The following is a 25,727-nucleotide window of genomic DNA, read 5'->3' as shown; positions in this document are numbered from 1 at the left end:
CTTTTATCGATTAATGTGCCTGTGGCGACGCTAAAATGCGCTGGAATGCCTGGCCCTGAGAATCAAACAAATAGCAGCATTCCACCGGCAGACGCACACCCACCGTATCACCGGCCTGGATGGTCGAACGCTCGGGATTACGCAGCACCCAAGGCTCGCAAGCGTTGCCATTGTTCAGATAGAGATAGGTTTCATTACCCATGTGCTCAACGAACATCACCTCCCCCTGAAATTCGCACTGGGCCAGTTCACCGCCGCGAATATGTTCCGGCCGAATGCCGACGTTAACGCTCTGGCCTTCCATTCCGGCTGGCGTAGAGATCGGCAGCACCAGCGCCTTGCCGTTGTCCAGTTCCACCACGCTTTGGTGTTCACCGGCACGCCGTAAAATTGCCGGGATCAGATTCATTTTTGGCGAGCCGATAAACTGCGCGACAAATTCATTGGCCGGTTGGTCGTACAGTTCCAGCGGCGTCCCCACCTGTTCAACATGCCCCTGATTGAGCACCACAATGCGATCGGCCAGCGTCATGGCTTCTACCTGATCGTGGGTGACATAGATAATGGTCGATCCCAACCGCTTATGCAGCGATGCCACCTCCATACGCATTTGTACCCGCAGCGATGCGTCGAGGTTGGACAGCGGCTCATCGAATAAAAACAGCTTGGGTTCACGCACGATGGCGCGGCCAATCGCCACCCGTTGCCGCTGCCCACCGGAAAGATCCTTCGGCCGCCGCTCCAGCAGTGGCTCAAGCTGCAAGATACGCGCACTCTCACGCACCCGATTGTCGATTTCCGCCGCCGAATGCCCCGCCAACTCCAGTGCAAACGCCATATTTTTGTACACGCTCATGTGCGGATAAAGTGCGTAAGACTGGAACACCATGCCAATACCGCGTTCGGCGGGTGTATCGTCGTTGACATAGTTGCCATCGATATACATGCCACCGCTGCTGATCTCCTCCAGCCCGGCGATCATCCGCAACAGGGTGGATTTGCCGCAGCCGGAAGGCCCGACGATCACCACGAACTCCCCGCTATTGATCTGCAGATCCAGCGATTTGATCACCTCGGCGTTTGCGCCGTATCGTTTTTGCAGTTTTTCCAACGTTAATTGCGCCATATTCCTCCCGTTCTCACACCCCATTGGCATTGAGCGGGACGCCGACAAGCGTCCCGCCATCCGGCTTATTTAAGGTAATCGAGCCACGGCCCCTGGCGCGAAATCATCACGTCCACCAGTTCAGGGATCGCGCGGCATTTGTCGTTGACCGAATCCACCAACAGCGCCTGGATCACCAGGTCACGCGAGCCTTCAATGACCGCGTCAGCGGTCAGATCGTGAATGGCAATCTGATTGCTGAGCAACCCACCGATGCCGGCCGGCATATTGACCTTGATGCCATGCACACCTTTACGATCGATAATGGCCGGCACTTCAACCGCAATAAACTCCGGCAATTGTTTGATAAACCCCAGATTAGGGATATTGACCGCCGACTCTTCATAGCCGGAATCGGTCAGCATCCCTTCCATGATCGGCACCACGCGTTCTTTCAGCTTCAATTCGATTTTCGGCTGCACATGGCCGAGGTAATTACGATAGAAGGTGTAGAAATCGAGGATACCGCGATGATCGCTGACCTCACTGGCCCAACGGATATACTCACCAAAATGACTGTCGCCGGTGATCGGCAAGTGGTGGAATTTTTCCAGGATCTCTTTAAACAGCGTGCGGTCGGCCCAGGGGTAGGCACTGTCTTTGCCGCCCAGCGCATCGCGCTCGGTGCTGCCCTCGGTCTGCACCAGTTTGCCGTGGGTACGGGTGTAGGCCAGAATGTCGCTGTAGCCCGGCAGGCGGGAAAAATAATCCGGTGCCTTGGCGCGCACATCGGCATAAGCGTCTTTACCGCTGTCTTTGTAGCTGGCTTCCAGCAGTACGCTGAAGTGGTTAAGCCCGGCGGCCCGCAGGTTGAGGTTTTCAAACGAAGTGCCGAGCATCTCCGGCAGATAGCGCTCCAGCGAAGCAATTTCGTGGCACATGCCGACAAAATTAAGCTGCGGGAAGCGCCGATGCACCGTGGTGCAAATGCGGCTCATCGGGTTGGAATAGTTAAATATCCACGCATCTGGGCAAATGTCAGCGACGTCGGCGCAGATGTCGAGGATCGGCGGAATGATACGCAGCGAGTGGAACAGGCCACCGGGGCCACCGTTTTCGCCATAGACCTGCCCAATGCCGTATTGCTGCGGGATTTGCCAGTCCAGATCCCACAGCGCAAAACGGTCACCCACTTCAATCGAGATAATCACAAACTCCGCCCCGCGCAGCGCGGTTTTACGATCGGTGGTGGCGCTGAGGGTAAACGGCAGATCTTCCGCCGCCAAAAAGTCCCGGGCGGTTTTCTCGGTCACCGCCAGCGCGGCCGGGTTGATGTCGTGCAGCACAATTTCGCTGCCGTACAATGTCTTGCTCTGGAAGATATCCCCCAGCGTGCCGTAGCCGAATTGCGCGCTGCCCGCCCCCACTAAAACGATTTTTGTAGCCATTGGTTTGCTCCTGCTTAGGGTTAATCGAAAATCAGCCTTTTACTGCGCCGTTGGTTAATCCGCTGACGATACGGCGCTGGAATATCAGAACCAGTGCGATGATCGGCAGTGTGACGATGACCGAGGCCGCCATGATGGTGCCCCAGGGAAGTTCGAACTGAGAGGCGCCCTGCAGCATGCCAATCGCTACCGGCACGGTGCGTTTGCCGCTGGAGATGACAAAGGTCAGCGCGAACATGAATTCATTCCAGGCACCGATAAATGCCAGCAGCCCGGTAGTCACCAGCGACGGGCCCATGATCGGCGCAAAAATACGGCTGATGATAGTCCAGGTACCGGCACCGTCGACGATCGCCGCCTCTTCCAGTTCCGCCGGGATCGCCTTCATAAAGGTGGTCAGCACCCAGACGGTAAACGGCAGTGAGAAGGTGGTATAGGACAGCACCAGCGCACCCAGAGAGTCATACAGCCCCATAAAGCGCACCAGTTCGAACATGCCGGACAGCACCGCCACCTGCGGGAACATCGACACGCAAAGAATGGTGAACAGCAGATACTTTCGGCCGCGAAAACGGATACGCGCCAGGGCGAATGCGGCGGTAATTGACACCAGCAGGCAGATACCTACCGTCAGCGTCGCCACAACGATGGAATTGAGCAGGCTGCGGGCGATGCCGTTTTCCATCAACGCCGTAAGGTAATTTCCCCAGTGCAGGTTGCCAGGCAGATAGGCGACCTGGAACAAATCCTGCCCCGAACGCAATGAGGTGATCAGCGCGTAATAGAAAGGAAACAGGCAAATCAGGCTGGCCAACGCGGCGGCGACAAATATCAGCGCCTTGTGGCCGTACTTTTGCTGTTGGCGGCTCAGCTTCATGCGCGTTTCTCCTTGTCGTTCAGGCGACCCAGCGTGAGGAAACAGGCGGCAATACCCGCCACCATCATAAACACCAGCACCGAAGCGGCCGAGCCAGAGCCCATTTCCTGATAGCTGACCATGCGATCGCGGGCATAACCGGATACCGACACCGTGGCCTCGCTATTGGAGGTCAGCACATAGATCAGATCAAACACCCGCAACGCATCCATCACCCGGAAAATCAGCGCGACAATCATCGCCGGCATAATCAACGGCAAGGTGATGCGGCGGAAGCGCTGCCAGGCATTGGCACCATCGACCCGTGCGGCCTCATACAAATCGCCGGGGATCAGTTGCAGCGCAGCCAGTAGCATCAAGGCCATAAACGGCGTGGTTTTCCAGACGTCGGCAATCACCACCGCCCACATCGACAACCCCGGCTCCGCAACCCAGGCCAAAGGTGTGGCGATGATGCCGCTTTTGAGCAGCAGGTCGTTGACTACCCCATATTGGTCATGAAACATCCAGCCCCACATCTTGGCGGAAACAATGGTCGGAATGGCCCAGGGCACTAAAATGGCGGTGCGGACCAGCCCCTGACCACGGAATTTCTGATTCATCAGCAATGCCAGCAGCATGCCAAACACCAGTTCCAGCGAGACGGATAGCAGGCTAAAACGCAAGGTGTTGCCCACCGCCAGCCACCACAGCGGATCCGCCAACACCCCGTAATGATGGCCGCCCGCGGTCAGGTCCAGATAGTTGGCGAAACCGACAAAGCGATAGTCGTCCGGCGCGTCCAGCATGGCGTCGGTGAAGCTGTAAAACAGGGTGCGCAGCAGCGGCCAACCCGCCACCGCCGCCAGCAACAACATGGCCGGTGCCACCAGCAACCAGGCGATACGGCTGCGGCGCTGTTGGTGATTAAGCTTGCTGCGCCTGACCGGCCGCGCCTGGGCAGGCGCTGGCGTGGCCGTCAGGGATAAAGCGTGAGTATCGCGTTTCATGCATCATGACTCCGGCGGTTAATGGATAATTGCCCTGCTTTCAACGCCATCCTCTGGCTTTAATCCGTTCCAGTCTTTGCTGTAGATCCGCGACTGCAGTGACACCGTCACTATCGCCGCGCAGTACGTTAAAGGTGGCGTTGTAGATAGCCCGGGAGACCTGCGCATACTGCCTTTTGGTTTGGGTTGCCGGGCGCGGCATCGCCTGGGCGAAAATGACCTTGAAGTCCGCCAGATAAGGCGCCTGCGCCAAGACCTGCGGATCGTCATACAACGCCGTGCGGGAAGGCGCCTGGCCCATCAGCGCCAGCGCCCTTTTTTGCGATTCGGCATCGCTGACGATTTTCAGCAGCGCGATCGCCGCCTGAGGGTTTTTGGTATAACCGTTGATCGCCCACTGCCAACCGCCCAATGCACTGACCGAACGGCCATCGGCACCTTTCGGCAGCGGCATCACGCCCACCTTGCCGCGGATCGCGCTGCTGTTGTCCTGTGCCAGCACGTAGGCGTATGGCCAGTTGCGCATAAACATGGCATCACCGTTCTGGAAAACCGCCCGCGACTCCTCCTCCATGTAGCCAAGCGTGCCCTTCGGCGTAATTTTGCCGATCCAGCCGGCGGCCATATTCAGCGCCTGCGCCGCCTGTGAGTTGTTGATGGTGATATTGCCCTGAGCGTCGATAAAACTGCCGCCGTTCTGTGAAGCTACCCATTCGAGTGCGTTGCAGGTCAGCCCCTCATAGGACTTTCCCTGGAACACCAGCCCCCAAAAGTTTTTATGACCGGCGGCACGTTCACCCTGCTGAATGCGGGTGGCGATGCGGGTCAGATCGGCCCAGGTCACCGGCGGCTGTTCGCCGTATTTTTCCAGCAGATCCTTACGGTAGTAGAGCGCGCCGCTGTCCAGATAGGCCGGTACCGCTTTGACCCGGCCGTTCACCACGTTGTTTTGCCAGGCGGCAGGGAAAAAATCCGGTTTGATGTCGCTCACGCTGTCAGTCAAATCCAGCAGGTGCTTGTTCAGTACGCCGATCCATACGGTATCGGCCTGGAACAGATCGATGGCGCTGGCGTCTTTGGCGGCAAACAATTGCTGGAATAGCGACAGCTTTTCATCAGAAGCGGGAGGCAGATCGATAAACTCCAGGCTATGGCCAGTCTGGGCCTCAAAGCGCTGCTTGATCTCATTGCAATACTGGCGCCCCTCTTTGCTGGGAGCGCACTGCATGCGCAGCGTGTCGGCCAGCGCCTGACCCGTTGTCACCGCCAGTGCGGCAGCAACCATACTCGGTATCAATCTTCTCATTGCATCCTCTGGGGTGGCGGCTGGGAATACCGGCATGGGAGCAAGCTATCGAAGGCGGGTCATTGGCGGAAATCGTTTTTCATCGCTACGATATAGAAACTTTCTATACCACCAGTGGAAAATATGATCGTGGACAAAATTCTGCGGCAGTTTATCGAAGTGGCGATGTTCAAAAATGTGAGTCATGCAGCAAACAAGCTTTGCCTGAGCCAGCCAACGCTGACCCACAACATGAAGAAACTGGAAGAAAATCTGGGGGTGCAGCTGCTGGAACGTACCTCAACCGGAGTGAAAACCACCGAATACGGTGACCTGCTGCTGGAGCAGGCACAGATGATGCAGCGAATTTATGACAATACGCTGATCAAACTGGCCTTTATCAAGGCGCGTCAGGAGCAGAGCTTACGCATGGGCACCGGTCATGCCTGGTGGTATATGTTTGTGCGCGACAGTTTCAACGCCTACCGCAAGCTGCACCCCTCGGTGAACATCCATATCGATCTGGGCAACCATCTGCGCCTGATGGATTTACTGTTGGGCGGCGATATCGATTTGTTTATCGGTCATGAAATTCAGGGGTTGAACCCCAAGGCTGGCATCAGCTTTCTGCCGCTGTTCGGCACCAGCGACACCATGTTCGTACGGCGCGGGCACCCATTACTGGGTCAACCGGTCGCGCCGGACGCATTACTGGACTACCCCTGTGTCGAGCTGACGCCGGATGAAAGCCGCTATCATCATATGGTGGAGGATATGCAGCCGAAAAAGCTGGCGCGTAACCGCCTGCACCTGGCGGAACGGGTGATCTGTTCGACCAACTCGATGATGTCGGCAGTGGATATGATCAACGATTCCGACGCGGTGCTGCTGGCCTATCCTGCCTGCATGGCAGGCTATTTTGCCGATTACGGCATCGAGCCATTGCAACTGACGCAACCAGGCCAACGCTGTACCGTCGGCATTTACCTGATGCGTGAAAAAGCGGATGCCCCACACCTGGTGCAAATGCAAAAGTTAATGCAGCAGTACCTGGAGCCGATCCGCCCTCTGTTGTAATGGCTATCCGGCTCAATACGCATCATTGGGCGGCCCAACTGCCTTTCAGGGCATATACTTAAGGGAGTATTCAGATCGGAGGTAACTGAGATGAAAACAATGATCCCTGTGCTGTTGATGCTGATGCTTTCCGGCTGTATGGGCAGAGGCGGCCCACAGGATGTACCACCACCGCCCGTACATAACGATCCACAAACCTGCAATAACACTTCCGCCAGTGCCAACAGCGATTGCTCGCAGTCCGTGGTACCGGCGATGCACTGAGTTTGCCTTATGGGCTCAGTGTCGTTCCGTGAACGCCCCCTCTCCCTTGGGAGAGGGCCGGGGTGAGGGCATATGCATGTTCCCCCTCACCCTAACCCTCTCCCTTGGGAGAGGGGATTATTACGAAGATTGTTCTTCGTCGTTGGTAAGATTTTTCGCCTGTTGCTTCATAAACACCACTTCTTGCGGACTGGACATATTGACCCGTTGCGCGCGCAGCAGCTTGAGGATATTGAACAGCAATTCACTTTTGGTGGAACCCACCATGCGCGGGCTGGCTACATAACCGGTTACGCTAAGAATAATACCTTCCGGGCCAAGCTGACTAAAACGAACATAAGGCGCGGGCGTTTCCTGAATGGCTTCATATTCCTGGTAAGCACTCAGCAAGATATTACGCACCTGCTCCGGGTCAATATCCGTCGGGAAGGTCAGCGCGATGGTCACCACGCCCTGCGCATTGCCCATGGTGGCATTACGCACGTTTTGCGAGATTAACTGCGAGTTGGGTACGATCATGGTCGAACGGTCACTGAGCTGGATCTCGGTGGCACGTACGTTAATGCGGCGCACATCCCCTTCCACACCGCCAATTCCGATCATATCGCCCACTTTTACCGGCCGTTCGGTCAGCAGGATCAGGCCGGAAATGAAGTTCTTCACGATTTCCTGCAGACCAAAACCGATACCCACCGACAACGCACTGACGATCCACGCCAGATTGTTCCACTGGATACCCAGCGCCGCCAGGGTGATCAGGATCAGCAGCACGTAACCCACATTGCTGAACAGCGTGACCAGTGATGCACGAATACCAATGTCTGAAATGGTTTTCGGCAGCAGTTCCTGGCTGAGCCAACGCTGGGTCACCCGCAGAATATAGATACCGATCGCCAGACAAATAACCGCGTTAATCAGGTTGCCCGGCACAATATTCAGTCGTTGCAGGCCTTCACCGCTGAGGATGGCAATGATCTTGTCCAGCAACGAGTTGGGCGTGGTGGTGCCGAACGAGCCGTTAAACAGCGAAACAATCATTAATAACAACAGAGAACACTTGGCAATGGCGGTGAAGATTATCGCCATTTGCTCCAGATGACGATCCTTAAAGTTAAACGACTTTTTCAGCATCTTGCCGCTGGCGGTCTGCGAAGAAAATATCGCACCGCACAGATCGGTGGCGAACATCAGCAGGAAATAAAACGCCATCAGTACCAGGGCGATCCAGATCACCTGATAGGTCAGGAAGCGGGCAAAGGCGATATACCCCACCAGCAGTGAAAACAGGATTATCACCGAACACACCAGGGTGCTCATGTGCAACAGGCCACTGAGGGTGGAACGCTTCTCTACGTGCTCACCCTGCTGTTCCAGTTGGCGACGAATGCGCTGGGAACGCAGCGGCATCGCCAACAGCACCATACCGATTAATCCGGCAACCAGGCCGTTGCCGAAAATGGTGGTGGCCAGGCTGGCGCTCACCACGTTGTTGATCAGCTCAATCGAGCCAAATGCCAAGGCTAACCCGGCCAGCAGCGGCGAGAAATAACGTAAACCGGCGGCTACCGCGTCATCCATGGTACCCAGACGCCATGACGGACGGTTAAGAGACAGCGTCGCCCGGCCCAGACCGGCGATCAGTGCGCAGAAGATCCCCAACCGATAAAAGCCTTCGGCAAAATCTTCCAACATCCCCGGCAACGGCTGCACGCGGGTAAAAGTGACGTACAGCAGATTCAGCGCAATACTGGTGGTGATAACCGTAACGGTGACGGTCATTATCGCCATAAAGCTGCGGCGTAAACGCCCATCCGGCAGAAAACGAATACTCACCCAGGCCAGAAAACGCTCGGAAAAATAACGGCCCCATGACCAGATAATCACCGCCAATACCAACAGAGTGAGGGTACCGTAGCGCCACTCTTCCTGCCAACTGGTGTCCCAGGCCTGTTTCATGGCCGTATTGAACTCGTCCAATCTCTGCACGTCACTGGCGGCAGGTTGCACCACCGGCGACCAAAATTTGCTGCCGAGTACGCTACCGGTGTTCAATGCCAACTGGGTTTTGAACGCCACGCGACGCAAGTCACTGATTTGTTGGCCCAGATCAATCGCACCGGCCCGCATGGCCTGTGCGCGTTTCACCGCATCGTCCAGTTGTTTTTTACTGTTGTTCAATGTATTACGCTGCTGCACCACGGCCGCGGTTTCAGCCATCGAACCGGCGGCCGGCTGCGGGCCTAATACGTCAAGTTGCCCCTGCAGTTTCTCCTGTGCCGGTTGCAGATCGGTTGCCAGTTTATCAAGCCCGGCGGCCAGATCCTCGGTAGCCAGCTTCAGTTTGCTAAGCTGGTTATCGTTATCGGCTTTGGAAACCTGCTGCTTGATGCTGTCCAACTGCTTTTGATAAGTCTTCAGTGCAGTCGCAGGATCCGGCGGACTTTCTGCCACCGGGGCATCATCTTGTGCAGCGACGCTGGCCAACGGCGCTAACTGCAAGCCAAACAGCAGGAACAGGAAAAGAATAATCTGACGGGGCTTTAACATAAATTCGGTGCTCAGCGTTGGCATGATAGACAGACGAAACAAGCGGGCCGGTATTTACCGTCCCGCTTGGCTAATCATAAACTGTGATTATGATAACTGCTTAATCTGCGCTTAAATATCAGTATTACTCCCATTCAGCACGATTATCCGTTTGGTCGCTGCTTTGATGACCTTTGCCGCTTACTGCACTGATAACCTGAAAGATTCACAGTGGCATAACCGGTCAAAGCCCCCTATACTCAGCTCACTCATTAACCAACGAAATAAAAGGAGGATTACTATGCCGATGTGTGAATTGTTTTTTTACTCACACTTCTATAGTAATCGCTGCTGCTCAAGCATTACCGGTATCGTGCTGCGATAACCCAGGCTTGAGCGAAGCTGACTAAAATCTGAAGTACCTTCCCTCCGGCTTACCGGGTTGTCGTCAGCGATGTTTGACGATAGGCATCTGCATGCCTGTAACTCTTGAGTAAGCAATGACCACATTACTATCTGCACAATCTGTCGGGTACGACAACAATTTCGGCCCTCTGCTGGTTGAGGTTTCCTTCAGCCTGAAGAAAGGTGACCGCATCGGTTTAATCGGCCATAACGGCTGTGGCAAAAGCACCCTGCTTAAAATCCTCAGCGGCGATCTGCCTGCCGGTACCGGCAGCGTCACCCCTTCCCACCAGTGTCTGATGGCACGGGTAGAACAGCACCTGCCTGAAGCCCTGCATGACCGTACCCTGCTGGATGCGGTACTGGCTCGGCTGCCTGAAAATCAGCGTATCAGTGAAAGTTGGCAGGCTGAGGTTCTGCTCTCCAGCCTGGGTTTTGCGCCACCGTCATGGACGCTGACCGCAGGTACCCTGAGTGGTGGCCAGCACACGCGTCTGCTGCTGGCACGAGCATTAATCCGTCAACCGGACCTGCTACTGCTGGATGAGCCCAGCAACCATCTGGATCTTCCTACTTTGCTGTGGCTGGAGCGGTTCCTGCAAAGCTGGTCGGGCAGCTTTGTGCTGGTGTCCCACGATCGCTATCTGCTGGATCAGGTCACTAACTGCACCTGGATTTTGCGCGACAAAACCCTGCAATTCTTCCGCTTACCCTGCACTGCGGCGCGCAAGGCGCTGGAGGAACAGGATGCGGCGGATGCCCATCGCCGTCAGGCGGAGCAAAAAGAGATCGACCGGGTGGCGAAAAGCGCCCATCGGCTGGCCATTTGGGGCAAGGTTTACGACAACGAAGATCTGGCCCGCAAGGCCAAGCAAATGGAGAAGCGCGTTGACCGGCTGAAGGAGGAGCAAACCACGCTGAGCGCGGGCAGCCAATGGCGACTCAGGCTGAAGGGAGAGGCGCTGGATGCCGATCGCCTGCTGGCCCTGCCACCCATGGAAGTTCGCCCGGCAATCGACGCGCCGGTGCTGTTCCGCCTCGACCCATTGCGGGTCAAAAGCGGTGACCGAATCGCCATCGTCGGACGCAACGGTTGTGGGAAATCTTCTCTGCTGCATCATCTGTGGCGGGAATATCAGGACGCGACCCTGCGGGGAACGGTGTTCCACCCGCGGGTACGCATCGGGTATTACGATCAAAGTCTGCAGCAACTGCACGATGATGACACGCTGAGTGAAGCATTAACCCACTTCGCGGCGTTGACCGAAGATCAGCGCAAGATGGCGTTGATTGGTGCCGGTTTCCCCTATCTGCGTCATCAACAACGCATCAGTACCCTGAGCGGTGGCGAGCGTTCACGCCTGCTGTTTGTCGGCCTGACGCTGGCTAACCATTCGCTGTTGTTGCTCGATGAACCCACCAACCATCTGGATATGGAAGGCAAGGAGGAGTTGGCGGAGACTTTGCGCCAGTTTGACGGCGCAGTCATCTTGGTCACTCATGACCGAATGCTGATCGAAAATAGCTGCAATCGTTTCTGGTTGATTGACCATCAGCGGCTGGAAGAGTCGCAGGATCTGGAGCCCGTTTACACCCGGCTGGCAGAAGAACGTGACGCGGTCACTATGGCGACACCGAACCGAGATGCCGTCAATCATCAGTTACAGCACGATGACGAAGAACGGCTGTTGGCCGCGCTGTTTGAACTGGAAGGCAAACTGCAGGAGGATTTGGCGCGCAAGCCAAAACATCAAAAAACGCAGTTGCAGCAACAATGGCGCAGTGAGATTTCCATCCTTACAGCACGACTGAATCTGGACTAACCTTTACAGGCCGCCTGCGGGCGGCCTCTTCTTCCCTTTTGGGGGCGATATGAATATTCATCTCAGGCCGGCAGCCCATGCCGAGCAAGCGATGCTGGCGGCCATGCTGCCTGATTATTTGCGCGAACTGGGCGCAGATATAGATTACCCGCACCTGTCACGCTATTGGCAGGAAAGCGGCAGATACCCCTATCTGATTTTAAATCAGCAGCAACCGGTGGGGTTTGCCCTGGTCAGAAACCTGGAGCCAGGTACCACCCTTGAAATGGCCGAGTTTTATATCGCCAGGCCCTGGCGCAAATACGGCATCGGCAAAAGCGCCGTGCAGGCGTTATTCAAATTACATCCTGGCCGTTGGCAACTGTCGGTACTGGCCGACAACCCTGGGGGGCTGGCCTTTTGGCTTTCGGTGGTCCCCCCAACGACCTACCGGGCGTGGGTTGAGCAACCGGGGCTTCGGCCTCATTGGGTGCTGTCATTCTCTGTCGCTCTCACATAGTGCCAACAACGTTTATTGCAGATTTGAAGAGCGTTTATCAGCAGCGCCCCCGGCATGCAGAGGTCTTTTGAGGTAAGGAAAACCAGGGATTCAGACGACCGATTTAGGTTTAATCGGTTCTACATGCCCTACCGCCCGAGAGATGCTTGGGTAAAGTGCTCGTAACTGGCGCTCTATGCTGTCTACCGCCGCATGCGCCGATGCGATGGAAGCCGCCGGGGAAACCCGACAATGGAAATTGACGATAATGCCGCCAGCGGTTTTGCGTGCGCGGATGTTATGAACGTCCTGCACCATCTCGCCTTTTTCCACCACCGTTTCCAATATCTGGCGAATGCTCGCCAGTTGCTCCGGCGCGACATCCTCGCTGGCGATCCAGTGATTTGTTTGGGGTTCCAGGTGGGTTTCGATCTCCGTATCCTCACCAATCGCCTGCCGTAACAGCGTTTCAATCTCACTGGCAATTTCATGCGCCTGCGCCACGTTGGCACTGGCCGGCACGGCCAAGTCCATGCTTATCGACATGCGTTCCGGCAGTTGCTGTAACGCCACATTTTGCACTACCGCGCCGTGGTTGGCGGCGATCACCCGGATGCGCGTCGCCATGTCTTCGTCACTGCGGGTTTGTGGATTAGCGATTACCGTGGCTTCGGCATTGGCATATTGCTGCTCCAGCCGTTCGGCAATTGACTGCTTCAACGCGTTAATTCGCTCCAGCGGTAAAGTGCGACAGACAGCGACGGTGACCTCAATAAACAAGATGGCACCGGCGTTGCGAATGCGGATATTTTCCGTGGCCAGTATCGCCGGGAAGGACTCGAGCAAAACACCGATCTCTTCCTTGGCACCGGCCGGCGCCGTGTCCATCAACGAATCAAACGAACGCTTACCCAATTTCACCGCTGCCACTACGATAAAACAAGCGACGATTAGCGCGGCGATGGCATCTGCGCGGGTGAAACCCAGCATCACAAACACCATGCCTAACAGCACCACGGTGGAGGCAAGCATATCGGAGAAGAAATGCAGTGCATCGGCTTCCAGCGCCGCACTGTCGGTAGCCTTCGCCACGCGATTCAGTGCCCTGACGCGGAAAAAGTCGACCACAATCGAGATCAACAGCACGGCAATCACCACCGGAGCCGCGACAATTTCATGAGCCTCCCCCAACAGGCTTTTGCCGGCCTCATAAACAATCCAGCCCGCCGCGCCCAACAGCAGCAGCACTTCAAACAACGCCGCCAGGTTTTCAACTTTGCCATGGCCAAAATGGTGATCATCATCAGCCGGTTTGTCGCTGATACGCACCGCCAGCCAGGTAATGCTGGTGGCGATAAAATCGGTGAAAGAGTGGATCCCTTCGGAAATAAGACCAATACTGCCGGTAAAAATACCGGCAATAAATTTACCGGTTGCCAATAGCCCACTGGCTATCATGGAATTTCTGGCAACGGATTGTTTTTCATTTTGCATATTACGGCTCACATTCAAATGGGTAATTCATTTTTTTATTTTAGTCGACCATTGCCAGACAAAAGCAACCAGCAGCATAGTACCCGAGAATGTCAGTATTAAACTAGACAGGAATTCTGATTTTCCGGTTGAATAAAAATAAATCTCATTCACACCGACAGAGATCATCAAAATGGCATAAAGCAAGCCAAGAATAAGAAGGATCATGGTGGTTATACTCCCAAAGTCCCCATTGGGCGGTCAGAGTTTAATCGCATCCTCCCCGTAGTAAATAAAACCTTCGGGGAGGATGCATCCAGGCGGACCTTTAGCGTTCATTAATCATCCCATTTGGTGCTCATATAGGCGGCTAACAGGCCCAGTGAGCTGATAATGCTCAGGAATCCTACAAAAATTGTCATATTTCCCATTATATTATCCTCGGTTAACTATTATCGATAGAAGCCCCTTTAATTAAAAAACGGGGATTGTCATTACTCATGAGTATTTACGTGCCTCCTTCTCAGTGAAATAAAATACCCGCCCCGGCTACGACACGGAGCGGATGGCGGTTTAAATCCCCAGAATATACTGGGCGATTTTGAAGTAAATAATCAGGCCGGTGCCATCAATAAAGGTGGCGATAAAGGGGGCCGACACCACTGCCGGATCAATCCCCAGCCGCTTGAGCAGCATGGGGATAATCGAGGAGACAATGGCGCTCCAGACGGTGATCGCCACCAGCGACAGGCTGACCACCATAGTCACGTCCATGCCCACCCCCATGATCCAGGCGCGGACCCAGGCGGCTACACCGATGGTGACCGCTATCAATAAGGATGTAGAAACCTCTTTGCGGATCACCGCGCCCAGGTTACGCAGGCTGACTTCACCCAGCGCCATGGCGCGAACCAGCGTGGAAGTAATCTGGGTGCCGCTGTTACCGCCAGTCCCGATCAACAAGGGAATAAAGAACGCCAGCGCGATCGCCGCTTCCAACTGTTCTTCAAATGCCTTTAGCACATTCCCGGTGTAGGCTTCGGCGACAAACAACATCAGTAACCATACCGAACGCTTGCGCCATAATGCCCAGGGGCTGGTTTCCAGATAGGGTTTATCCAGCGGCAGGCTGGCGCCCTGGCGCTGTGCATCCTCGGTGTTTTCGTCTTCAATCAGCCGGGCAATTTCTTTTTCACCCAACACGCCTACCAGGGTTTTATTGACCACCACTGGCACCACGTCCAGCCCGCCCTTACCCAATAAATGCGCGACGTCATTACGATCGTCATCGGGTGAAACCTGAAAATAGCTGTGGTTGATCATGACCCCAACGGCTTTATCGTTATCTTCGCATTGCAGTAATTTTTTAACCGAAAGTGTCCCGCGCAAATGATAATCGTCGGCGGTAACAAACAGTTGGGTCGGAATTTCGTCGGTTTTAAGTTGCGAAAGAAAATATTCTTTTGCCTTATTGACCGTCATATTACCTGGAATGGTAATGAAATCGGCGTTCATATAGCCCGCCACCGAAGACTCATCAAGAGTTTCAGCTGTGGCCAGCGCCGGGGATGATGTGTTGTGATGTGACTTCATTATGTTAGTCCCTATTTCTGTTTGAACTTCAACAGCGAATCGCATAGGGGCGTTAACCACAGAGGGAGTGCAGACAGCCTATCTCCGCGTCCAGGTTTTAGCACTATACAACGTATCTGATGTATTCATCAGAAGTTACCTTGGGCTGAACCTTAATCCGATAAAGCCTGTCTTAACCTTGGGCATCTCTCGATGTCGTCAGATCAGTAACCTGTGTTTGTATAGGAGCCTCGCCAAACGAGATACTGCATATAAACTACGGGGGGCAGTATAGGCGCGACTGTTTATTTTCGGGCGAAAATCTGGCTAACCGTTTATGAAACATTTAGAAAAATCTATTAACAGCGGACCGGATTCATCCCAATCCGCATTATTAAAACGTTAATGCGCGATGATATACACGTTTTTATCGTACAGCGGCCCCTGCCGGGTAAAGTCGATGCCCTTCACATAGGGTTTGACCAGCGTAGCGTTGGCTTCGTAATAGACCGGAGCCACCGGGGTATCTTTTGCCAGCAAATCTTCGGCCTGTTGGAAATACTGTTGTACCTGCTGCGGGGTCTGGGCTGCCGTGGCCTGATGCAATAAGCGATCGTAATCTTGATTGGCATATTTGGCCGAGTTCTCACTGCTGGTGGAGCGGAATACGTTCAGGAAGGTCGAGGGATCGTTGTAGTCCGCCAGCCAGCGGCTGAAAGCCACGCTGTACTGCCCGTTATTGATATTGTCCAGCACCACCTTGCGCTCCTGATTCTGCAAGCTGACATCCACACCCAGGTTCTTTTTCCACATGGCGCTGGCGGCGATCACAATCTTTTTAATGGTCGCGTCATTGCTGTACAGCAGGGTAAAGCGTAAAGGATGTTCCGCCGTAAACCCAGCCTCGGCCAGCAGTTTTTTTGCCTGCGTGATGCGTTGTGCTGGTGACCATCCCGCCGCCTCACCGGCCTGCAGCGTAAAGCCACCGGCACCGGTTGGAGTGAAGGTCCAGGCCGGTTGCTGGCCATAACCCAACACTTTGCTGGCAATAATCTCTTTATCCAGCGCCAGATTTAACGCCTGGCGCACCCGCACATCGTTAAACGGGGCCTGGCGGTTGTTGAAAGCAAAGTAACTGGTCGACAACAGCGGGTAAGTGACTAATTGCTCATCGCCCAGGCTGTTTTTTAACTGTTGGTACAGTTCCGGTGGCGCACTGTAACCCAGCTCAATCTCTCCGGCCCGAAAGCGTGCCACTTCCGGGAACCCCTGCAGCGGCAGGAAAGTCACTTTGTTAAGCACCGTGTGGGCGTTATCCCAATACTGGGTATTGCGCACCACCACCACCTTTTCATTGACCACCCACTGTGCCAGCCGGAATGCCCCATTACCGACAAAGTTCTGCGGCTGCGTCCAGTTTTTACCGTATTTCTCCACCACTTTCGGGTTGACCGGCAGCACCGGGAAATGGACCAACTGTTTGAGCAGATAAGAGTTAGGTTCGGCCAAGGTCACCTGCAGGGTATGTGCATCCAGCGCTTTCACGCCCAGTTCGGCCGGTGGTTTACTGCCGGCGTTAATCTCCGCCGCGTTTAGCACGTAGGCGGAGGCCAGATAACTGCCGTAGGGAGAGGCGGTTTTGGGGTCAGTCAGGCGTCGCCAGCTAAAGACAAAGTCCCCGGCAGTGACCGGATCGCCGTTGGACCACCTGGCATCCGGGCGCAGATGGAAGGTCCAGACATTGCCCTGCTGCTCCCATTTTGTCGCCAACGCGGGGATCACTTCACCCTTCTTCCCCACCCGCAATAACCCTTCAAACAGGTCATTGAAGATATAAAACTCTACGTTGCTTTCCGCCAGATTCGGATCCAGCGTTGCAGGCTCATAGCCATTGGCCCGTACCAGTTCCTGAGTCGCCGCCAGTCGCGTTCCTGCCGGTACCTCGGCGGCGTTAACTGCCATCCCCGCCTGAAAAGACAAGATGATTAGACCAGCCAATCCTTTAAGTTTGAATGAATACTTCACGTCGATATCCCTTATTGGTGTTTTGTCGACGTATATATACCTTGAAGCAGTTGAATAAATTAAATGATTAAACGCTATGACTCATAACCAAAACAGCATTCCTCAAACAACGTGAATTTCTTTCATATTCAAATAAATAGCCCCCTGCCATGGCTGGGTAACATTCTAAAAGCTTAATTTTTCCTTAAGACGAGATAATTATTGAGCTAAAACCAAAAATAAATTAATACGAATCGTTTTCACTATCATTATTAATGTTCTTATATACAATCATGGCTCCCAACGTCCGTTTGTCACAATTAGCATTTCTTCTCTGCACTCTCTAAATAAGGATGACTGTATGAAGCTGCGTTTCTCTTCTCTCGGCCCGATTGCCCTGTTGGCATCGTCCATGATGCTGGCCTTCTCGGCCAATGCGGCGTCCCCGGATGAAGGCATTGTTATTTATAACGCCCAACACGAAAACCTGGTGAAATCCTGGGTGGACGGTTTTACCAAAGACACCGGCATTAAAGTGACCCTGCGTAACGGCGGCGACAGCGAGTTGGGCAACCAACTGGTGCAAGAAGGCAGCGCATCCCCTGCCGACGTTTTTTTAACGGAAAACTCCCCGGCGATGGTATTGGTGGATAACGCCAAGCTGTTTGCCCCGCTGGATGCTGCGACGCTAGCACAGGTCGAACCTCAGTATCGTCCGCAACACGGCCGCTGGATTGGCATTGCCGCCCGTTCAACGGTGTTCGTCTATAACCCGGCGAAGCTGACCGAGGCGCAGTTGCCCAAGTCGCTGCTGGATCTGGCCAAGCCAGAATGGAAAGGCCGCTGGGCCGCCTCGCCTTCAGGGGCAGACTTCCAGGCGATCGTCAGCGCACTGCTGGAGCTGAAAGGCGAAAAAGCCACGCTGGAATGGCTGAAAGCGATGAAAACCAACTTCACCGCTTATAAAGGCAACAGTACCGTCATGAAAGCGGTCAATGCCGGCCAAATCGACAGTGGCGTGATCTACCATTATTATCCGTTCGTTGACGGCGCCAAGACCGGCGAGAACAGCAAAAATATCAAGCTTTACTACTTCAAACATCAGGATCCGGGTGCGTTCGTCAGCATCTCCGGTGGTGGCGTACTGGCCTCCAGCAAGCACCAAAAACAGGCGCAAGAATTCGTTAAGTGGATCACCGGTAAAAACGGCCAGGAGATCCTGCGCACCAACAACGCTTTCGAATATGCGGTTGGCGTCAACGCGGCTTCTAATCCGAAACTGGTTCCGCTGAAAGAACTGGACGCACCAAAGGTTGACGCTTCTGCATTGAACGGTAAAAAAGTGGTCGAACTGATGACTCAAGCCGGGCTGATGTAAGCCGGTTGATTGGTACAGAGAGTTTTTAGCCCTATGTCGAATACAGGTTTCAACGCCGCCGGCTTAAAGCCACGGTATACTTCGGCCCGCCGCCATCAACGGCCCGGGTTGTTTATCGTGGCGGTCGCCATTTTACTCTCCCTGCTGGCGCTATTGCCGCTGGGGTTTGTCATTAGCGTGGCGTTTGAAACCGGTTGGCCAACGGTAAAAGCGCTGGTATTCCGCCCCCGGGTGGCCGAACTGCTGCTCAATACTCTGCTGTTGGTGGTGTTCACGCTGCCGATTTGCGCCATTCTGGGGGTCGCGCTGGCCTGGCTAACCGAACGCACCACGCTGCCGGGCCGTCGCATCTGGTCATTATTGGCCACCGCACCACTCGCGGTGCCGGCATTCGTGCAAAGCTATGCCTGGATCAGCCTGATGCCTTCGATGCATGGGTTGGGGGCCGGGGTGTTTATTTCGGTCATCGCCTACTTCCCCTTTATTTATCTGCCCACCGCGGCGGTATTACGCCGGTTGGATCCCGGTATTGAAGACGTCGCCACCTCACTGGGTACTCGTCCGCTGGCGGTGTTTTTCCGCGTGGTGCTGCCACAGCTAAAGCTGGCCGTTTGGGGCGGTTCGCTGCTGATCGCACTGCACCTGCTGGCCGAATACGGCCTGTATGCGATGATCCGCTTTGACACCTTCACCACCGCTATTTTCGATCAGTTCCAGTCGACCTTTAACGGCCCGGCGGCCAATATGTTGGCTGGGGTGCTGGTGCTGTGCTGCCTGGGATTATTGATGCTGGAAGCCATCAGCCGTGGGCGAGCGCGTTATGCCCGCGTCGGTTCAGGCAGCGCGCGCAGTCAAACGGCTTATCGCCTTGGGCCCATCACCACCCTGTTCGGCCTGCTGCTGCCCCTGAGCCTCACCGCGTTGGCGCTGGGCGTGCCTTTTATCACCCTGGCCCGCTGGTTGACCTTGGGCGGCGTTGAAGTGTGGCGCAACAGCGAATTGCTGCCTGCCTTGCTGCAAACACTGTCACTGGCCGCCAGCGGTGCGCTGCTGATCACGCTGTGCGCGATCCCTATGGCCTGGCTGTCGGTACGCTACCCGGCACGGCTGTATCGGGTCTTGGAAGGCTGTAATTACATCACCAGTTCACTGCCCGGCATTGTGGTGGCACTGGCGCTGGTGACCATCACCATTCACAGCTTCCGGCCGATTTATCAGACTGAAATCACCCTGCTGCTGGCCTACTTGCTGATGTTTATGCCACGGGCGTTGATCAACCTGCGCGCGGGTATTGCCCAGGCACCGGTCGAGCTGGAAAACGTGGCCCGTAGCCTCGGCCGCTCGCCGGCGGCAGCATTATGGAGCACCACGCTGCGTCTGGCAGCCCCCGGTGCCGCCGCCGGTGCCGCATTGGTGTTTTTGGCGATCGCCAATGAGCTGACCGCCACGCTGCTGCTGGCCCCCAACGGTACCCGCACGCTGGCCACCGGCTTCTGGGCGCTGACCAGCGAGATAGACTATGTGGCGGCCGCACCCTACGCCCTGATTATGGTGGTGTTGTCGTTGCCACTGACCTGGCTTCTTTATTCTCAATCCAAACGTACGGCGGGATTATGAGCACGCTTGAACTGCAAGGCATCGGTAAATCCTATAACTCGGTCAAGGTGCTGGAGCATGTTGATTTAAACGTGGCACAGGGCAGCCGCACGGCGATTGTCGGCCCTTCCGGCTCGGGGAAAACCACCCTGTTGCGTATTATCGCCGGTTTTGAAATTCCGGACAGCGGCCAGGTGATGCTGCAAGGACAAGCGATGGCCAACGGCAGCGGCTGGGTGCCGGCACACCTGCGTGGCATTGGTTTTGTCCCCCAGGACGGCGCGTTATTCCCGCACTTTACCGTAGCCGGCAATATCGGTTTCGGCCTGAAGGGCAGCAAGCGTGACAAGCAATTGCGTATTGATGCCCTGATGGAGATGGTGGCGCTGGATCGCCGCCTGGGGGCACTGTGGCCGCATGAGCTTTCCGGTGGTCAGCAACAGCGTGTGGCGCTGGCCCGTGCGCTGTCTCAGCAACCCAAGTTGATGTTGCTGGACGAACCCTTCTCCGCGCTGGATACCGGCCTGCGGGCCGCGACCCGCAAAGCGGTGGCGGAACTGCTGGCCGAAGCCAAAGTCGCGTCGATTCTGGTGACCCACGATCAAACCGAAGCCTTGTCGTTTGCCGATCAGGTAGCGGTAATGCGCAATGGCCGCTTGGCGCAGGTCGGGCCGCCGCAAGATCTTTACTTAAGGCCGGTGGACGAACCGACCGCCACCTTTTTAGGCGAAACGCTGGTACTTTCCGCTGAGCTGGAACAAGGCTGGGCCGATTGTGCGTTAGGACGGATTGCCGTTGACGATCGTCAGCGCCGTGGCCCGGCTCGCATCATGCTTCGTCCTGAGCAGATCCAGATTAGCCAGTCCGAACCACAGCAGCAGAGCCAGGCGGTGGTGACCGGTATTGATTTTGCCGGTTTTGTCTCGACCTTAAACCTGCACATGACCGACAGTAATACCGCGATCGAGATTAAAACCATCAGCCGCGAAGGTCTCCGCCCCGGTTCACACGTCAATCTGAACATCATCGGACAGGCGCATATCTTTGCCGAGTAGACCATCAAGGGGGCTTACCGCCCCTTTGTTCTTTAATCTTGTGCCGACACGCCCGAACGAAAAAACCTATCGCAGCCATCGAATACCAAAACCCCTTTCATCAACTACGATTAGTCTGTGATCGGTGTAAACATTCACCCGTCCGGAGATAACCCACAGAGGATTATCATAATTATTCATACTGTTTAAGCCGCAGCGGTTTATCGCGGCTAAGAAAGGTTAATTATGGCACGTACTACCCCCCTTGAACGCTACCGCAATATCGGCATCTCGGCGCACATCGATGCCGGCAAAACCACCACCACCGAGCGGATTCTGTTTTACACCGGGGTCAGTCACAAGCTGGGCGAAGTCCACGACGGCGCCGCCACCATGGACTGGATGGCACAGGAGCAGGAACGTGGGATTACCATTACCTCGGCGGCAACCACCTGCTTCTGGAACGGCATGCAGCATAATTATCCGCAGCACCGCATCAATATTATCGACACCCCAGGACACGTGGATTTCACCATTGAGGTCGAGCGCTCGATGCGAGTGCTGGATGGCGCGGTGATGGTCTATGACTCGGTGGGCGGCGTACAGCCGCAATCGGAGACCGTCTGGCGTCAGGCCAATAAGTACAAGGTCCCGCGGCTGGCATTCGTCAATAAAATGGACCGAGTGGGTGCCGACTTTTTCCGCGTGCGCAAAATGATGATCGAACGGCTGAAAGCCAACCCGGTGCCGATCGTTATCCCGATTGGTGCCGAAGACCATTTCACCGGCGTGGTGGATTTGGTGCGCATGAAGGCCATCCTGTGGGATGAGGCAACACAAGGCATGAGCTTCAGCTTTGAAGAGATCCCGGCCGAACTGCGCGACTCCGCGCAGGAATGGCGGGATAAAATGATCGAAGCCGCCGCCGAAGGCTCGGAAGAGCTGATGGACAAATACCTCAATCAGATGCCGTTGAGCGAAGAAGAGATCGTCCGTGGTCTGCGTCTGCGCACCGTGGCCGGCGAAATTCAGCCAATGCTGTGCGGCTCGGCCTTCCGTAACAAGGGCGTGCAGCGCATGCTGGATGCGGTGATTGAACTGATGCCTTCGCCGCTTGATGTTCCACCGATGGAAGGCCATGACGAGCGAGACAACATTGTCATTCGCCGGGCCGCCGACGACGAAAAATTCTCGGCGCTGGCGTTTAAGTTGATGACCGACCCCTTCGTCGGCCAACTGACCTTCGTGCGGGTCTATTCCGGCGTGCTGACCAAAGGCAGCAGCGTCTATAACCCGGTGAAAGACAAGAAAGAACGCATTGGCCGCATCGTACAAATGCACGCCAATGACCGTAAAGATGTCGAGGAACTGCACGCCGGTGATATCGCCGCTTGCGTGGGGCTAAAAGACGTCACCACCGGTGACACGCTGTGTGATCCTAACGCCATTATCACACTGGAAAAAATGGTGTTCCCTGAGCCGGTGATCGCCCAGGCGATTGAGCCTAAAACCAAGGCCGATCAGGAAAGAATGGGGATTGCCCTGCAGCGCCTCTCTTCGGAAGATCCGTCGTTCCGCGTTCGCACAGACGAGGATTCCGGCCAAACCATTATTTACGGTATGGGTGAGCTGCACCTGGAAATCATCGTCGACCGCATGCGCCGTGAGTTTGGCGTCGCGACCACCACCGGCAAACCGCAGGTGTCTTACCGCGAAACCATCCGCAAGCGCGTGACCGATGTGGAAGGCAAGTTCGTGCGCCAGTCAGGGGGTAAAGGCCAGTACGGCCATGTGGTATTTACCGTGGAACCCAATGAGCCGGGCAAGGGCTTCGAGTTTTTCGATGAGATCAAGGGCGGCGTGATCCCGGGCGAGTTTATCCCGGCGGTAAAAAAAGGCGTGCTGGAGGCGCTGAATACCGGCGTGCTGGCCGGTTATCAGGTGGTGGATGTCAAGGTTCACCTGACCTTCGGCTCCTACCACGACGTCGACTCTTCGGAACAGGCTTTCCGCATGGCGGCGATCTTCGGCTTTAAAGAAGCCTGTCGCCAGGCCGACCCGGTTATCCTCGAGCCGATCATGTCGGTAGAAGTGGAAACACCCGAGGATTACGCCGGTAGCGTCATGGGCGACCTGTCATCGCGGCGCGGTCTGGTGCAAGGCATGGAGGACATTCCGGGCGGCGGCGGTAAGGAGATCCACGCCAAGGTGCCGTTATCCGAGATGTTCGGCTATTCAACCACGCTGCGTTCGATGTCGCAGGGCCGCGCAACCTACACCATGGAATTCAGCCACTACGCAGAGGCACCGCGCAACGTGGCCGAAGAGATCATTCATCACCGGAAATCTTGAGTTGACTGCCTGCCGCTGCCAGCGGCAGGCTTCACTCTTTGGTGGCCAAAGCCACCACCACCGGCTGCGGCTTGATTCGCATCGCATAAATCACGCCGATAATCAGGCAGCTAATCCCGCCCAGCGTCAACAACGGTGGCCAGGCCTGACGCAGCATAAAGGTGTAAGCCAGTCCGGCCAGTATTTCGAAGACGATCAGCGGCCCCACCAATACCGTCGGCAAGCGTTGACTCGCCTCATTCCAGCACAGGGCGCCAATCCACGAGCACAGCATGCCAATGGCGATCATCAAGGGGACAAACACCTCCGGCCTTGGCCCAAACGGCAGCGCAAACGTCGGCTGGGTTAAAGCCAATTGCCCGCAAACCAACAGATAACCCACCAACGCCAGCGGCAAGGTGACCAGCCCTTGCGCGGTTGCCCAGGTGGCAGGCCTTTGGCTCGGATTGTTTCGCAGCCAGCGGGCATTGCGCAGCGGGAACCAGGTCCAGCAAGCCACCGCCAGCAATGCCAGCCCAAGCCCACTGGTATAACGCCAGACATCGATCGGTGCCGTATTACCCCGCAACTCGGCAACGTTAACCAGCGCCAGTCCACAGGCGATTAATATCAGCGCCGGTGTCAGCTTGCGCCAGGAGAGTCGCCCGTCGTGCCGGCTGTAAAACAGGTTGGCGGTCACCGAGATCACCACCGGCAGCGTGCCGATAATCATGGTGGATACCGGTGCCCCGGTGCGCTGAATGGCGCTGGCCAGGCACAGGTAATACAGCAGGTTACCGATCGCCGTCAGCTTCAGCGCCTCCAGCCAATCGTTACGATGTAACTTTTTCAGACGCTGACGATCGAGCCACGCCGGCGGCAAGGCAATCAGGCCAAAGGCCAGATAACGCCCGGTAGACTGCAACGCCGCCGGGTAGTCAGGGATCAATAAAGGGCCGACAAAAATCAGCCCCCACATCAGCCCGGCAGCCAGGGCAAATAACACGCCAACAAACATAGTGACTCCATCAGAACCCGTGAATAAAACCAGAGGTCAGGCTTAAATCCCCTCTCCTTTGGGAGAGGGTTAGGGTGAGGGGAGACATACCGACGCGAAAGCCCCCTCACCCCGGCCCTCTCCCCCTGGAGAGGGAGAAATCCAACTGGCCGGCGTTAGAGGACAGCCTAGCTCACTGATGCGGGGAAATATTGTAGCAGGTTGCTGTTTTAGCGGGTGATAACCTGTTTTTGATAACGTACTGGCGTGACACCGTAACGATTAGCAAAGGCGCGGGTCAAATGCGCCTGATCGGTTAACCCCGCCGCCGCCGCGACCTGTGCCGCAGGCATTCCGCGCCCCAACATCTGCTTGGCCTGCGACAGGCGGATCGCCATCAGCATTTGCTGAGGGGAAACATGGTATTGGGCTTTGAACTTACGCAGAAAATGATAAGGGCTGAGGGAAACCAGTGCCGCCAACTGCTCCAGAGTAATTACGGCAGAGAAGTTATCCTGCAGGTAACTTTTGACGATATCAAACCGGTGCGCCGCTTCGGCCTTTAACGGGCGAGCCACTTGACTATGTGGTCGGAAGATATCGACCACCTGCGCCAGCAAATGGTCAATAGTCAGCGGATCGCTGGCCTGCCACAGCGCGGCCAGCGTGGCGGACAATTGCCGTGCCGCCTGCACGTCCTGGCGCACCGCATCGGTGAACCAGAATCCCTGTTCACCCGACAGCAGCTCCAGCGTGTCCGGTTCCAGATAAAGCATGCGGTAGTTCCAGCCGCCGGGAGTTTCAGCTTCACCGGTATGCAGCTCGTCCGGGTTCATCAACACTAATGACCCCGGGGCAGCTCGATGCTGCGCGCCACGATAGCGGAAACGCTCGGCACCCAAATCAACGGTACCGATAGCAAAAGCATTATGGGTGTGGGGTTCAAAGGCATAGCGTTCTATATGGGCGTGATAAAGCTCTACGCCCGGCACCTGCACTAACTGCCGGAACTGCGCACTGTCTTTTTCAAAGTGAAACTGCTCTGGAACACCCTGCACCGTACCG

21 protein-coding genes and 1 riboswitch are annotated in these 25,727 nt (G+C 55.7%); of the genes, 8 read left to right on the top strand and 13 right to left on the bottom strand.

The features are described 5' to 3' along the window. Positions 1–10: 10 nt before the first annotated feature. The 5 genes from FCL49_RS01940 to FCL49_RS01920 all read right to left on the bottom strand — a co-directional run bounded on the left by FCL49_RS01940 (position 11) and on the right by FCL49_RS01920 (position 5,725). The gene (locus FCL49_RS01940) at positions 11–1,126 is read right to left on the bottom strand and encodes an ABC transporter ATP-binding protein (protein WP_174352185.1); all 1,116 of its coding nucleotides are present in this window, start codon (positions 1,124–1,126) and stop codon (positions 11–13) included. 65 nt (positions 1,127–1,191) lie between these two features. Further along, positions 1,192–2,553, bottom strand: coding sequence for an alpha-glucosidase (locus FCL49_RS01935; RefSeq protein WP_174352184.1), 1,362 nt, complete (start codon positions 2,551–2,553; stop codon positions 1,192–1,194). A gap of 31 nt (positions 2,554–2,584) precedes the next feature. After that, a complete protein-coding gene (locus FCL49_RS01930) occupies positions 2,585–3,430 on the bottom strand; it encodes a carbohydrate ABC transporter permease (RefSeq protein WP_174352183.1) in 846 nt (281 codons plus the stop codon). Continuing rightward, on the bottom strand, positions 3,427–4,419 hold the full coding sequence (locus tag FCL49_RS01925; protein WP_174352182.1) for a carbohydrate ABC transporter permease: 993 nt from the start codon (positions 4,417–4,419) through the stop codon (positions 3,427–3,429). The genes FCL49_RS01930 and FCL49_RS01925 overlap by 4 nt, the downstream gene beginning before the upstream one ends. 40 nt (positions 4,420–4,459) lie before the next feature. Next, a complete protein-coding gene (locus FCL49_RS01920; protein WP_174352181.1) occupies positions 4,460–5,725 on the bottom strand; it encodes an ABC transporter substrate-binding protein in 1,266 nt (421 codons plus the stop codon). A 123-nt stretch (positions 5,726–5,848) separates the two neighbouring features. On the opposite strand from FCL49_RS01920, the gene FCL49_RS01915 reads away from it, so the two are divergent. Together FCL49_RS01915 and FCL49_RS01910 are read left to right on the top strand one after the other, a co-directional pair. Continuing rightward, positions 5,849–6,781 carry a LysR family transcriptional regulator gene (locus tag FCL49_RS01915; protein WP_174352180.1) on the top strand — a complete coding sequence of 311 codons (933 nt, stop codon included), beginning with the start codon at positions 5,849–5,851 and terminating at the stop codon, positions 6,779–6,781. Positions 6,782–6,871: 90 nt separating this feature from the next. Continuing rightward, a complete protein-coding gene (locus tag FCL49_RS01910; RefSeq protein ID WP_017892925.1) occupies positions 6,872–7,045 on the top strand; it encodes a hypothetical protein in 174 nt (57 codons plus the stop codon). 120 nt (positions 7,046–7,165) lie between these two features. On the opposite strand, the gene FCL49_RS01905 is transcribed toward FCL49_RS01910, so the two are convergent. Continuing rightward, positions 7,166–9,592, bottom strand: a complete 2,427-nt coding sequence (locus FCL49_RS01905) for a DUF3772 domain-containing protein (protein ID WP_174352179.1) — start codon at positions 9,590–9,592, stop codon at positions 7,166–7,168. Between the two features lie 479 nt (positions 9,593–10,071). On the opposite strand from FCL49_RS01905, the gene FCL49_RS01900 reads away from it, so the two are divergent. Then, positions 10,072–11,799 (top strand): ABC-F family ATP-binding cassette domain-containing protein, encoded by a 1,728-nt coding sequence (locus FCL49_RS01900; RefSeq protein ID WP_174352178.1) that lies wholly within the window; start codon positions 10,072–10,074, stop codon positions 11,797–11,799. A 49-nt stretch (positions 11,800–11,848) separates the two neighbouring features. Beyond that, complete coding sequence (locus FCL49_RS01895; RefSeq protein WP_174352177.1) at positions 11,849–12,298, top strand: GNAT family N-acetyltransferase; 450 nt, start codon at positions 11,849–11,851, stop codon at positions 12,296–12,298. 90 nt (positions 12,299–12,388) lie between these two features. Here the strand turns inward: FCL49_RS01895 and FCL49_RS01890 are convergent, their stop codons facing one another. From FCL49_RS01890 to FCL49_RS01875, 5 genes are all read right to left on the bottom strand, one after another. Next, entirely contained in the window at positions 12,389–13,771 is a 1,383-nt protein-coding gene (locus tag FCL49_RS01890; RefSeq protein ID WP_174352176.1) for a cation diffusion facilitator family transporter, read from the bottom strand. A gap of 27 nt (positions 13,772–13,798) precedes the next feature. Beyond that, entirely contained in the window at positions 13,799–13,978 is a 180-nt protein-coding gene (locus FCL49_RS24795) for a hypothetical protein (RefSeq protein ID WP_315902500.1), read from the bottom strand. A 110-nt stretch (positions 13,979–14,088) separates the two neighbouring features. After that, positions 14,089–14,172 carry a protein MgtS gene (gene mgtS, locus FCL49_RS01885; protein WP_375190752.1) on the bottom strand — a complete coding sequence of 28 codons (84 nt, stop codon included), beginning with the start codon at positions 14,170–14,172 and terminating at the stop codon, positions 14,089–14,091. 151 nt (positions 14,173–14,323) lie between these two features. After that, a complete protein-coding gene (gene mgtE, locus FCL49_RS01880) occupies positions 14,324–15,388 on the bottom strand; it encodes a magnesium transporter (RefSeq protein ID WP_174352175.1) in 1,065 nt (354 codons plus the stop codon). 30 nt (positions 15,389–15,418) lie between these two features. Beyond that, positions 15,419–15,592, bottom strand: a riboswitch (M-box (ykoK) riboswitch). Between the two features lie 132 nt (positions 15,593–15,724). Further along, entirely contained in the window at positions 15,725–17,284 is a 1,560-nt protein-coding gene (locus FCL49_RS01875; RefSeq protein ID WP_217434296.1) for an ABC transporter substrate-binding protein, read from the bottom strand. A gap of 403 nt (positions 17,285–17,687) precedes the next feature. Here FCL49_RS01875 and FCL49_RS01870 point away from each other — a divergent pair, with 403 nt between their 5' ends. The 4 genes from FCL49_RS01870 to fusA all read left to right on the top strand — a co-directional run bounded on the left by FCL49_RS01870 (position 17,688) and on the right by fusA (position 23,686). After that, positions 17,688–18,704, top strand: coding sequence for an iron ABC transporter substrate-binding protein (locus tag FCL49_RS01870; RefSeq protein ID WP_174352173.1), 1,017 nt, complete (start codon positions 17,688–17,690; stop codon positions 18,702–18,704). A gap of 33 nt (positions 18,705–18,737) precedes the next feature. Further along, positions 18,738–20,321 (top strand): ABC transporter permease, encoded by a 1,584-nt coding sequence (locus tag FCL49_RS01865; protein WP_174352172.1) that lies wholly within the window; start codon positions 18,738–18,740, stop codon positions 20,319–20,321. After that, positions 20,318–21,355, top strand: a complete 1,038-nt coding sequence (locus tag FCL49_RS01860) for an ABC transporter ATP-binding protein (protein ID WP_174352171.1) — start codon at positions 20,318–20,320, stop codon at positions 21,353–21,355. The genes FCL49_RS01865 and FCL49_RS01860 overlap by 4 nt, the downstream gene beginning before the upstream one ends. 225 nt (positions 21,356–21,580) lie before the next feature. Continuing rightward, the gene (gene fusA / locus FCL49_RS01855) at positions 21,581–23,686 is read left to right on the top strand and encodes an elongation factor G (protein ID WP_174352170.1); all 2,106 of its coding nucleotides are present in this window, start codon (positions 21,581–21,583) and stop codon (positions 23,684–23,686) included. 31 nt (positions 23,687–23,717) lie between these two features. Here fusA and FCL49_RS01850 read toward each other — a convergent pair whose 3' ends face one another. Next, positions 23,718–24,683 (bottom strand): DMT family transporter, encoded by a 966-nt coding sequence (locus tag FCL49_RS01850; protein WP_174352169.1) that lies wholly within the window; start codon positions 24,681–24,683, stop codon positions 23,718–23,720. 209 nt (positions 24,684–24,892) lie between these two features. Continuing rightward, positions 24,893–25,720, bottom strand: a complete 828-nt coding sequence (locus FCL49_RS01845) for an AraC family transcriptional regulator (protein ID WP_174353433.1) — start codon at positions 25,718–25,720, stop codon at positions 24,893–24,895. Positions 25,721–25,727 lie beyond the last annotated feature (7 nt).

It is taken from the genome of Serratia proteamaculans (assembly GCF_013337185.1).
Classification (GTDB): domain Bacteria; phylum Pseudomonadota; class Gammaproteobacteria; order Enterobacterales; family Enterobacteriaceae; genus Serratia; species Serratia proteamaculans_D.
The sequence above is the reverse complement of the archived record's forward strand: the minus strand, read 5'-3'. Positions and strand labels throughout refer to the sequence as shown.

Coding starts and splice junctions, on each gene's coding strand:
- FCL49_RS01940 (WP_174352185.1), bottom strand. CDS start 1,126: ATGGCGCAATTAACGTTGGAAAAACTGCAAAAACGATACGGCGCAAAC.
- FCL49_RS01935 (WP_174352184.1), bottom strand. CDS start 2,553: ATGGCTACAAAAATCGTTTTAGTGGGGGCGGGCAGCGCGCAATTCGGC.
- FCL49_RS01930 (WP_174352183.1), bottom strand. CDS start 3,430: ATGAAGCTGAGCCGCCAACAGCAAAAGTACGGCCACAAGGCGCTGATA.
- FCL49_RS01925 (WP_174352182.1), bottom strand. CDS start 4,419: ATGAAACGCGATACTCACGCTTTATCCCTGACGGCCACGCCAGCGCCT.
- FCL49_RS01920 (WP_174352181.1), bottom strand. CDS start 5,725: ATGAGAAGATTGATACCGAGTATGGTTGCTGCCGCACTGGCGGTGACA.
- FCL49_RS01915 (WP_174352180.1), top strand. CDS start 5,849: ATGATCGTGGACAAAATTCTGCGGCAGTTTATCGAAGTGGCGATGTTC.
- FCL49_RS01910 (WP_017892925.1), top strand. CDS start 6,872: ATGAAAACAATGATCCCTGTGCTGTTGATGCTGATGCTTTCCGGCTGT.
- FCL49_RS01905 (WP_174352179.1), bottom strand. CDS start 9,592: ATGTTAAAGCCCCGTCAGATTATTCTTTTCCTGTTCCTGCTGTTTGGC.
- FCL49_RS01900 (WP_174352178.1), top strand. CDS start 10,072: ATGACCACATTACTATCTGCACAATCTGTCGGGTACGACAACAATTTC.
- FCL49_RS01895 (WP_174352177.1), top strand. CDS start 11,849: ATGAATATTCATCTCAGGCCGGCAGCCCATGCCGAGCAAGCGATGCTG.
- FCL49_RS01890 (WP_174352176.1), bottom strand. CDS start 13,771: ATGCAAAATGAAAAACAATCCGTTGCCAGAAATTCCATGATAGCCAGT.
- FCL49_RS24795 (WP_315902500.1), bottom strand. CDS start 13,978: ATGATCCTTCTTATTCTTGGCTTGCTTTATGCCATTTTGATGATCTCT.
- mgtS (WP_375190752.1), bottom strand. CDS start 14,172: ATGACAATTTTTGTAGGATTCCTGAGCATTATCAGCTCACTGGGCCTG.
- mgtE (WP_174352175.1), bottom strand. CDS start 15,388: ATGCGATTCGCTGTTGAAGTTCAAACAGAAATAGGGACTAACATAATG.
- FCL49_RS01875 (WP_217434296.1), bottom strand. CDS start 17,284: ATGGCAGTTAACGCCGCCGAGGTACCGGCAGGAACGCGACTGGCGGCG.
- FCL49_RS01870 (WP_174352173.1), top strand. CDS start 17,688: ATGAAGCTGCGTTTCTCTTCTCTCGGCCCGATTGCCCTGTTGGCATCG.
- FCL49_RS01865 (WP_174352172.1), top strand. CDS start 18,738: ATGTCGAATACAGGTTTCAACGCCGCCGGCTTAAAGCCACGGTATACT.
- FCL49_RS01860 (WP_174352171.1), top strand. CDS start 20,318: ATGAGCACGCTTGAACTGCAAGGCATCGGTAAATCCTATAACTCGGTC.
- fusA (WP_174352170.1), top strand. CDS start 21,581: ATGGCACGTACTACCCCCCTTGAACGCTACCGCAATATCGGCATCTCG.
- FCL49_RS01850 (WP_174352169.1), bottom strand. CDS start 24,683: ATGTTTGTTGGCGTGTTATTTGCCCTGGCTGCCGGGCTGATGTGGGGG.